This is a genomic window from Tabrizicola oligotrophica (genome assembly GCF_011008935.1).
GTDB lineage: Bacteria > Pseudomonadota > Alphaproteobacteria > Rhodobacterales > Rhodobacteraceae > Tabrizicola_A > Tabrizicola_A oligotrophica.
Window position 1 is genome coordinate 41513 of the sequence record NZ_JAAIVJ010000018.1, and the last position, 10167, is coordinate 51679.

Here is a 10167-nt window from a genome sequence, read left to right on the forward strand (position 1 = left end):
TCGTTTATTGATGGTATCTGAAATTGTAAACGGTCTGTTTTGATGCCCCTGATCGGCTATGCGCGCGTCTCAACCGAGGATCAGACCCCCCTGCCCCAGTCGCAGGCCCTGAAATCCGCGGGCTGCGCGGAGATCCATGAGGAGCAAGCATCAGGCGGGAACCGCGCGCGCCCCGTACTGGCGCGAGTGCTGGATCGAATCGGCAAGGGTGACACGCTGGTGGTCGTGCGCATCGACCGCCTGGCGCGGTCGCTCTCGCATCTCCTCGAGGTGATCGAACGGCTGGAAGCGAAGGGCGCCTTCTTCCGCTCGCTCACCGATCCGATCGACACGTCCTCGCCGCAGGGCAAGTTCACCCTGCAGGTCCTGGGCGCCGCGGCCGAGTTTGAGCGCGCGCTGATCCGCGAACGCACCAAGGCTGGGCTGGCCAGCGCACGGACCAAAGGCAGGGTTGGCGGCAACCCGGGCCTGCGCGCCCGCGATCCGGCCGCACTCCGAAAGGTGCGGTTGGCGCGACAGGATGGCTACATGGAACGGCTGAACGAGACGGCGCAGGACTGGGTGCCCAATGTGCGCCGCCTGCGGCCCGACATGGCCTGGGAAGACGTGCTGCGCATAGTCAACGGCGCCCTGCCCCGCGAGCGCCAGTGGACGCAAAGTCGGCTTCTCCGCGCGGTGAACGCCTATGTCTGCGGCGGCTTCCTGCCCGAAACGGTGCTGGGTCGCGCCGGGCGGCGCGAAACGGACGACCGCCTGCCCGCCATCGTCGCCGCCATCAAGGGTACAGATCCCGACATCACGCTTCAGGCGATTTGCACCCGGCTGGAAGCGATGCGCGAGCGTACGCCCCGCGGGCGGACAAGCTGGCAGCCGTCCTCGGTCAAGATGCTGTTGGAACGAGCGGAGAGGCTGGGGTTGGTGGACTTATAGAGAAACGCCCACCGACAATACTTGTTCACGCCGATCATAAATCCCTTGCCCGACTCACTTTGAGACGTAGAACTCGCCCAGCTGCCACCCAGAAGCTACAACTGGTGTTGGGGTCTTCCGGCATCACAAGATATCGCACTGCAAGTCGAGCTGCAAATTTTCTCAAGTTATCATTGCCTTAGAGGCCCCGGTTCGCAGTCTTGATGAACTTGTGTCACGCACGAACGCAACGCGCATTCAAAATCTTGTTGCTCTGGAATAAGTTGCGTGCCATCACTCCAGTTGTCGCAAGGTTTCGCTTTTGACGCTCTTACGCGACGAAATCAAGAATGGTCCATCAAGAGGCCACCGAGGGCAAGTTATGGCGAGCACTGAAAGTCCAGCTCCCGGGACCGTCGCAGGCACTATCAGTGCCAATGCCGCACGGTTGTCGGAAGCATTGAACAACCATATGCGCAATAGCTTTCAGCCTGAAAGCCGAAAGACGCTGCGCAAGTTCCATCCGGCAGAAGTTTCCGAACTCACCGGTATCTCGATGTCCAACCTGCGGACCCGGCACCAAGAAGGCGATTTCCCTGATGTGGAAACCGACGGTCGAGGGCGGCGTCTCTATTCCGCCGAGGAGATTGATCAGATCCGTCATGTGATGGCAAAGACCGGACGCAACGGCGAGGCCTATTTGCCCGGTCGCCGAGAACATGACGGTCTGCAGGTCATCTCGATCGTAAATTTTAAGGGCGGATCCAGCAAGACGACGACAGCCATCCATCTGGCGCAGCGCTATGCGCTGCGCGGCTATCGTGTCCTGACAATCGACATGGACCCCCAGGCGAGCTTGACCACAATGTTTGGCTATCGTCCTGAGATAGAGTTCGCGGAAACCGGGACTATCTATGACGCGCTGCGCTACGAAGATCCGGTGCCGCTGAGCCAAGTTGTTCGGAAGACCTACTTTCATAACCTCGATCTGGTTCCGGCGGGGTTGCTCCTGTCCGAATACGAGACAGAAACAGCCTACGCCCTACAGCATCGGCTGGAGCCACCATTCACTCAGCGTCTTTCGGTCGCGATTGGCGAGATCGAAGAAGACTACGACCTGGTCATCATCGATTGCCCGCCACAGCTTGGCTTCACTACCATGTCTTCGCTTCTGGCCTCGACGGGCCTCTTAATAACCGTCGTTCCCAGCATGCTGGATGTCGCCTCAATGGCACAATTCCTTGAAATGGCGGGAGAAACTGTCCGCACACTGGAAGAATCGACTGGCCCGACCGACTGGAAATTCCTGAAATTCCTGATCGCCCGATATGAACCCACAGACGTGCCCCAGGCACAGATGGCTGGTTTCCTGCGCTCGATACTACTGGACCAGGTCCTGACCACACCGATGCTGAAGTCTACGGCGATTTCCGACGCCGGCATGACACAACAGACGATTTATGAGCTCGATCCCAATCAACTCGTGCGCAAGACACTGGACCGGATCCTGGAAAGCGTGAACGGCATGGCCGATGAATTCGAGAAGATCATCCAGCAAGCCTGGGGACGGAGGACGACCTGATGGCACGTCGAAACATTTTTCAGCCCCCTCCCCCGCCGCCAGCTCCGGCTGAGGCCGATGCGGTCGAAGCGCGCCCTCGGTTTCCCAACACCGGAACGATGTCAGGTGTGAAGTCAACTTTGCGGGACCTGTCGTCGAATGCCGTAAAGGAGCTTGATCCCTCTCTGATTGACGACGGTGGCCCAAAAGACCGCCTCGTGATTTCGGACACTGATGTCGCTGACCTTGCCGAGAGCATTCGCCTGCACGGCCAGCAAGTGCCCATCATGGTTCGCCCGCTTCCTGATAGTCCCGGGCGGTATCGGATCGTCTATGGCCGGCGCCGCCTCCAAGCGTTGAAGATCATCGGCATGCCGGCCAAAGCACTGGTTCGGACCTTGACCGACGAACAGGCCATATTGGCGCAAGGCCAGGAAAACAGCCTGCGGCTCGACCCGAGTTTCGTCGAGAAAGCATTCTTTGTCAGTGAGTTGGCAGATTCTGGCTATGATGCAACGATCATTCTGGATGCGCTAGCCATCGACAAGCCGATGCTCTCTCGAATGACGAAGGTCACCCGTACCATTCCCGAGGCGGTCATTCGCTTCGTTGGCCCCGCCCACGGCATCGGGCGTCGTCGCTGGGAGGAATTGGCCGATCTTGCGCGCAATCATGAAATCGACCTCGAAGCACTGATCGAGAAGCTGTCGAGACCCGAGTTGTCTTCGGATGAGCGGTTCAGTCTTCTGCATGACGCGGCGAACAAGTTGGTTGCGCCAACTTCGGCGACGACCAGCCCCCCTGCCCTACCCATTACGGACGCGAGCGGCACACCCATTGGCGAGATGAAATTGTCCACAAGAGCTGTGACGCTTCGGTTCGCACGGGCTTCGAGCGGAGATTTCGCCGACTGGATGCGGGACAACGCGAAAAAAGAGATTCAGCGCCTCTACGAGGCCTGGAAGTCGGCGAAGTAAGCCGACAACGACCGATCGAGCACGCAACAACAAGGGAGCACATCAGCAGCCAGAGGAAACAAAAGAGCCCTCCAAGGTCACCCCCAGAGAGCCCAATCTGTTGCTTCGCACCTTCAGATTTATCAGCTTCTCTCTACGCCAGTCAAGACAACCGATTCGGTTGATCGGTACCTTTTTGCCTGCTGAAGGCAAAATGCTCGACCTTTGGTCTGGGCAAACACTCTTGGTTTGCCGTGAAACAACATGGCCTTTGAACATGCCTCCGCACCCACTGGGCAGCGGGTAAGTAAAGCATTGTCCGTGGACAATGCAAAACCTGATCGCTTCACATTGATGGAAACCCTGTCCCGCGCTGCATCTCGGCTGGGGCTCGGTCCTTCCGTTGTTGCGACGGTAGATGCTCTGCTTTCCTGCTTGCCGCCGAAGCGTACCCACGACGTGGTCTTCGCATCGAACGCAACGCTCGTCCTTCGCCGCAATGGCATTTCGGATCGAACCCTGCGGCGACATCTCGCCGAACTTGTGGCCCTGGGCTTGATGACCCGCATCGATAGCCCGAACGGCAAACGCTATTCAAAACGTGATCCCTTGATGGGCACAGCGCTACGTTTTGGCCTGAACCTCGCGCCACTTTTTTCTGCCTATGACAGATTGCTCGCACTGGCTCAGGAACGTGCGGCCGAAATGAACAGGGCCAACTATCTGCGCACAAAACTCGGCTGCCTCGTTCGCCATCTCGCCAACTTGGGCTTCTCGGAGATCGCTGACGAAGCTCGTCGGATCCTTCGTCGTCAACTCAGCGTCGATCAGCTCGAATCTTGCTTGACCGACCTCGAAGCACGGATGCAACCGCTCGAGAACATCACCGTCGAAACGCCTCTGAGCACCGAAGAAATGTCCGGCAGCAACGGCCAAAATGTCCGCCACCAACATAACTCAAAAAAAGAAAATACTGATAAAGAGGTTGACCGTCTCGAACCCACACATCCTTCGGCAAACCGAAGCTTGCACCTGGAGCAGCTCACGCAAGCCTGTCCAGAAGCAACCTCGTTCCTCACCGACAAGCTCTCATCACCGGTGGATGTCATAGCTCACGCAAGACGACTGGCACCAATGATCGGCATCGACCGCTATTGCTATGAAACAGCCGAAAGGCGCTTGGGATCTCTCGAGACCGCATTGACCATCTGGGGCCTTATGGAAAGGCAGAGCAGAATTGCCAGGTTAGGGGCCTATTTCCGCTCGATCACCTCTGGGAATCGCAGCCAGTCCTTTGATCCATGGGAACTCATCAATCAACTGGTGAGGCAAGCTTCACGTCTCTCACCGCATTGTCCGCGGACAACGGAGCCTTAGCGACCAGGCTCAGCCGGTTCCGAGAGTGAAAGGATTGAAGGTTTGAGGGTGACGGGAAGCAAGATCGGGAGAGTGGCTTCCGGCGCCCGTCGTGGAGAAGATCTGATGGCGAAACCAGCCCAGAAAGTCACCCTGTCCCCTTCGCGGGACATCCCCTTCGACAAGCTCGTCCTGAGCCAGTCCAACGTCCGGCGCATAAATGCCGGTGTCTCGGTCGAGGAACTGGCCGAGGACATCGCCCGCCGCGGTCTGCTGCAGGGCCTGAACGTCCGGCCCGTGCTGGATGCCGGGGGTGTAGAGACTGGCATGTTCGAAATCCCGGCCGGCGGCCGTCGGTTTCAGGCGCTGTCGCTGCTGGTGAAGCAGAAGCGGCTCGCAAAGGCTGCGCCGATCCCCTGTATCGTCGGGGGCGCCGCGTCGGATATCCTTGCCGAGGATGACTCTCTGGCAGAGAACATGCAGCGCGTCGCTCTGCACCCGCTCGACCAGTTCCGCGCCTTCGTCGCCTTGCGCGAAAAGGGTCAGGGCGAGGAAGCGATCGCGGCGGCCTTCTTCGTCACGCCCCAGATCGTCAAGCAGCGCCTGAAACTCGCCTCCGTGGCCCCTGCCCTGCTCGAGGTCTATGCCGAAGACGGCATGACGCTGGAACAGCTCATGGCCTTCACCGTGAATTCCGATCCCGCGCGTCAGGTGCAGGTCTGGGACGCGGTGAAGAACTCCTGGAACAAGGAGCCCTATTCGATCCGGCGCATGCTGACCGAGACTGCGGTTCGGGCCTCTGACCGCCGCGCGGTCTTCGTCGGCATCGAGGCTTACGAGGCGGCGGGCGGCAGCATGCTGCGCGATCTCTTCCAAGGCGATGACGGTGGCTGGCTCGAGCACCCTGCCCTGCTTGACCGGCTGGTGGCCGAGAAGCTTCACACCGAGGCTGAAGCGCTTGCTGGCGAGGGCTGGAAGTGGATCGAGGTCTCGACCGATCTGCCCTATGGCTACAGCCACGGGCTGCGCCGCCTGACGGGTGACTCCGCGCCGATGAGCGAGGAAGAGAGCGCGGCGCATGCAGCGCTGCTCGCGGAGTATCGCGCGCTCGAGCAGGAATACTCGGGCCAAGACGAATACCCCGAGGAGATCGACACTCGGCTCGGCGAGCTTGAAGTGGCGATGGAAGCCATCGAGCAGCGGCCGCTGATCTTCGATCCCACCGAGGTTACCCGTGCGGGTGTCTTCGTGACGCTGGATCGGGACGGAGGTCTTGCGGTCTACCGCGGCTACGTCCGTCCCGAGGACGAGCCGCGCGAGGAGTCCGCGATCCGGCTCGGGCGTGACGCCCACGCGGATGCGATGGGGCAGGGGGGCGATGCGGGTATTTCCGGATGGCAGCCCGCTGCGTCGTCTGGTGGCGGAACCGTCATCACCTCGGGTGGTCAGCTGATCGGCGCGGACCTGTCCGAGGATGAGGATGACGGGGCACTGAGGCCGCTGCCCGAGCGGTTGGTCATGGAACTGACCGCCCACCGGACGCTGGCGCTGCGCGAGGCCATCGGGCGCTCGCCCGACGTGGCGCTGACGCTCCTTCTGATGAAGCTCGTCACCGACACCTTCCGCACCTCCAATGCCTCGGGCAGCTGCCTCGAGGCCTCGGTGCGTCACGTCTACATGTCGGCGCAGGCGCCCGATCTGAAGGACAGCGTTGTGGCCAAGCTGGTCGACGAGCGTCACGCGGCGTGGGAGGCCGATCTGCCCCTCGGCAATGATGCCGCGCTCTGGGACTATCTGACGGTGCTCGACCAGGGCAGCCGTCTGGCTCTCCTCGCGCATTGCCTCAGCTTCGGGATCAACGCGCTCCATGAGAAGGTGAATCCCTATGGTGCAGGGATCTCTGCAAACGGCCTGACCCGCCGGATGGCGCATTCCGATCTTGTGGCGCGCACGGTCGATCTTGACATGGTCGAGGCCGGTTGGGAGCCGACGGTCGACGGCTATCTCAACCGCGTGCCCAAGGCCCGGATCCTCGAGGCCGTGCGCGAGGCGAAGGGGGAGGGAACCGCTCAGCTCCTCGACCACCTGAAGAAGGGCGAGATGGCGACCGAGGCCGCGCGGCTGCTCAAGGGCAGCGGCTGGTTGCCCGAGGTCTTGCGCCGCGCCGATCTTGTGGCGCTGGACCGCGAGGAGATCGCAGAAGGGCAGGGGGATGACGCGGTTCAGCCCGAGGAGGTCGATCTCCCAGCATTCCTGACGGTCGATTTGTCCGAAATCGCCGCTCCGATGATGGCTGCGGAGTGAGCTGAGCCATCCGAGGGCGGGGAAACCCGCCCTCTTTCCCTACAAAACACAGCAATATCAATATGATGAATGCAAATTCTCGTATTCTGGATGAGGAATCATGTCTGCAACAATCATCATCGACACAGCACCTCTCGGGGCGCTGATCCGCTACACTGACGGCAGTCCGAAGCCGCCTGCGCGGTTCACCAAAAAGCTGGCGGCCTGGGAGCGCTCCAACGGTGTCGGCCGCCTCCTGAAGAAGGAACCGCCCCGGCCCTATCCGACCTGGACGGCTCCGGCCTCCTTCACGCTGCATGAGGGGAACTTCTCCTCGGATGGCGTCATCCTTGTCACCATCATGCGCAGCCATTCGGCCGACAGCCGGCTGATCTTCGAGGTGGCCGAGGAACCAAAGCCCGGCCAGGTCCGCGTGCTCCTCGACTTCGGTGGCAACACCGAACTGCTGCATCTGGCGGAATCCATCACCGCGGCCGAGCTCTGGATCGCGAAGGAGGGCTATCGCAATGCCAGGCTCGAGATCGTTGGCGCCGAGCACGGCGATAGGGCAGGGGGCGCGGACCTGGCCGCCTGAGCCGGGATAAGCGCGAGGGGCCTGCCGAAGGGCGGGCCTCTCACCGATCATGAACCCCGTCGCGCGATGTCGCGGGGCGCCAAAGGATCCATCCCCCAAGACGGAGGTCTTCCACCAAGAGACTGGCCGGGAGGCTGGCGGGCGCAAGCATCCGCGGCACAACTGGCTCCTGACGTTGGGGGACCACCCCCCGCTCGCCTTTCCCTTCCTTGCCCCGAATCTCGTCTTCGAGATCAACCCGCGAGGGGTCGGGCTACGGGCGAGCCCGTGCCGCCAGGTGGATTCGGGGCATGCCCGAACGCACCCGGTGATGTCAGCCAGTCTTCGGGCCTGCGGGGTCCTGTCGCGCGGGGGATGGTCCCCCGCCTCCAAGACAGGAGCCGAAACAGATGTCCCGCAAAGATGCTCATGCCTTCGCCGCCTCCCTCGCCGCCACGCTCATGGTCTCGATCGTCGTCTTCCAAGCAGGGGATGGAACCTATGGCGCCGTCCCCGCCGATGAAATCGACGGCGACGAGGTTCAGGTGATCGCTGAGGTCGACCCGTGGGCATGATGCCCACGGTTTCGAAGAGGGCTCAGGGTCGGAGCAAAGGCTCCGATCCGGGCCTCTCGCCTGTCCACCGTTCCGGCCGACCGGCAAAATGAGCCAACAATGGTTGGCATGGCTGTCCTAACAGGATGCAAGCATACGCCTCGCAACCTCGGCGGCTTCATGAGTGTCGGTCGTCACCGACGGCTGCATGAAAGCCGCTTGATCTTAGACGGGCTTCGTCGGAAGCTGTCCTGTGTCGGGTTAGGGTGCCATCGAATGCTCTATAAATCATTGATTTCATTATATGGGTCATCGCTGGCGGGCAAATCGGCTCCCACTGACGACTTGGTCTGGCACTTCGCGCCGTCCGAGGGCCTGAGGCTATTTCGTGAGTATGCGCTCGACGCTCTGCAACAGGCCAAGGTGTATCTGCTCGATCACTTGGCCGCGGCCTACGCCGATACGCTTCATGACGCTGTCGCCAAACAGGCAGCCGAAACCGGTCTGCCGGCCATGGCGATCCTTGGTGAGGTAAAGCTCCCTGCCGGAGTCGTTTGGGTAGAGTTCGACGACCGAGAGTTGGGCGTCGCACGCTTCGAACGAGCTTCACCTGTGGCCAGGTACGATAACAAACCGGCAGGCACCGGTCTGCGCGGCTACCTCCTTGATGACCGCAACGAGGGCTATCTGCGCATCACGATGTTCCATCGCCGCGAGGGTTCACGAGTCGTCGACCCGATATGCGCTTTGCTCGTCAAGCGGACCCCGACAGGAAAGCTGAACTATGACGATGTCGAAGTTGAACTGAGCCGTTCGATGATCGATTTCTGCGTGCGGAGCGGAGATACGGTGGAAATGATCAACGGTCGACGCACCGTACATCAGGTTGAAACTGGGTATGACCTTTTCATTCCCTATGCGCTCTTTGCCATGCTGGTCTCGCCGGACCTGGGCGGGATCATTCCCACGGAAACCGAGACCTTCACCACCAAAGACACGAAGACTGCCCGGAAGTTTGGCAAGTCCTGGATCGTTGGCGCGCAGAAATCACATCTGACGATCCGGATCGGTCCTCAGGCTGCTGCGCACATGACGGAAAGGACCGCTCGCCTCGAATTCGAGCGTCAGGCACAAGACGAGCGGAATGGACCCATCCGCCACTGGGTTGCCGAGCATGAACGGCACTACCGCAGCGGCAAAGTGGTTCTGGTCAGAGCACATCAGCGAGGTCACGCGCCAGTTCCCAATCTACCGACCCGCGTGATGGGTCCGAAGTCCGATGTGGCAGGGTTCGAGTTTCCTGTTGCCGAGCCGTCAAGCCAAGGTTGATCCGGCACTTCGTTGCGTCGATTTCAGACCGCCAGAGCGCTCGGGTCTTTGCCGGCGTTGATGTGGTCTGCGAACCATTGCGGTTTCCGGCCCCGGCCCGACCAGGTGAGGGCCGCATTCTCAGGGTGACGGTACTTCGCCACGGCGGGCGCACGAGAGGATTTCACCTCGACGCCGATCAGATCGGCGAGGGAGTAGCCCATTTCCTTGGCAATCGCATCCAGCTTGGCGCGGGCCTCAGCCTTTTGCCGGTCCTCGTAGGTGGAAATCGCCTTGGCGAGGTCCTTCTGCAATTGCTGCAGTTCTTTGAGCGACAGTGCCTCGAGATTGAAATCAGCCATTGGGCCCTCGTGTCCAGAATGATCGATCCGGGATAGCCGTCCGGTTGCGATACCGCAACTCCCGTGGAGTTCACCGCGATAGGGCAGGGGGGTGTTGCCACATCTTCCGCAGGGTCGTTGGCCTGAACGGGCTTGAAACCTGTCACCTCGGCAAGGAAGGGCGGGTTCTGCAAGAGCCCCCAGTTGCTCCCATCCCCGGCGTCCTCCCTTCGACTGACAATCCCCTAAGCCTGTTCGGCCTCTGGCGCGCAACCCCGCGTCAGGCCGGGCCGTGTTGCCCTTGCAGGGCTGCCCGCGCCACCCC

The 10167-nt window shown here is 61.1% G+C and carries 9 protein-coding genes; 8 read left to right on the top strand and 1 reads right to left on the bottom strand.

All coding sequences use genetic code 11. The features are described 5' to 3' along the window. Positions 1-42: 42 nt before the first annotated feature. The 8 genes from G4Z14_RS17350 to G4Z14_RS17385 all read left to right on the top strand — a co-directional run bounded on the left by G4Z14_RS17350 (position 43) and on the right by G4Z14_RS17385 (position 9522). On the top strand, positions 43-930 hold the full coding sequence (locus G4Z14_RS17350; RefSeq protein ID WP_164628008.1) for a recombinase family protein: 888 nt from the start codon (positions 43-45) through the stop codon (positions 928-930). A gap of 361 nt (positions 931-1291) precedes the next feature. Further along, entirely contained in the window at positions 1292-2491 is a 1200-nt protein-coding gene (gene repA, locus G4Z14_RS17355; RefSeq protein ID WP_164628010.1) for a plasmid partitioning protein RepA, read from the top strand. Next, positions 2491-3447: a plasmid partitioning protein RepB gene (repB, locus tag G4Z14_RS17360; protein WP_164628012.1), complete on the top strand. Its 957-nt coding sequence runs from the start codon at positions 2491-2493 to the stop codon at positions 3445-3447. Before repA ends, repB begins: the two co-directional genes overlap by 1 nt. Positions 3448-3690: 243 nt before the next feature. After that, positions 3691-4803: a plasmid replication protein RepC gene (repC, locus tag G4Z14_RS17365; protein ID WP_164628014.1), complete on the top strand. Its 1113-nt coding sequence runs from the start codon at positions 3691-3693 to the stop codon at positions 4801-4803. A gap of 105 nt (positions 4804-4908) precedes the next feature. Next, positions 4909-7086, top strand: a complete 2178-nt coding sequence (locus G4Z14_RS17370; RefSeq protein WP_164628016.1) for a ParB/RepB/Spo0J family partition protein — start codon at positions 4909-4911, stop codon at positions 7084-7086. A 100-nt stretch (positions 7087-7186) separates the two neighbouring features. Then, positions 7187-7660 carry a hypothetical protein gene (locus G4Z14_RS17375; RefSeq protein ID WP_164628018.1) on the top strand — a complete coding sequence of 158 codons (474 nt, stop codon included), beginning with the start codon at positions 7187-7189 and terminating at the stop codon, positions 7658-7660. A 389-nt stretch (positions 7661-8049) separates the two neighbouring features. Then, positions 8050-8214, top strand: a complete 165-nt coding sequence (locus tag G4Z14_RS17380; RefSeq protein WP_164628020.1) for a hypothetical protein — start codon at positions 8050-8052, stop codon at positions 8212-8214. Positions 8215-8469: 255 nt separating this feature from the next. Beyond that, complete coding sequence (locus G4Z14_RS17385) at positions 8470-9522, top strand: hypothetical protein (protein ID WP_164628022.1); 1053 nt, start codon at positions 8470-8472, stop codon at positions 9520-9522. A 23-nt stretch (positions 9523-9545) separates the two neighbouring features. On the opposite strand, the gene G4Z14_RS17390 is transcribed toward G4Z14_RS17385, so the two are convergent. After that, positions 9546-9863 carry an H-NS histone family protein gene (locus G4Z14_RS17390; protein ID WP_164628024.1) on the bottom strand — a complete coding sequence of 106 codons (318 nt, stop codon included), beginning with the start codon at positions 9861-9863 and terminating at the stop codon, positions 9546-9548. Positions 9864-10167 lie beyond the last annotated feature (304 nt).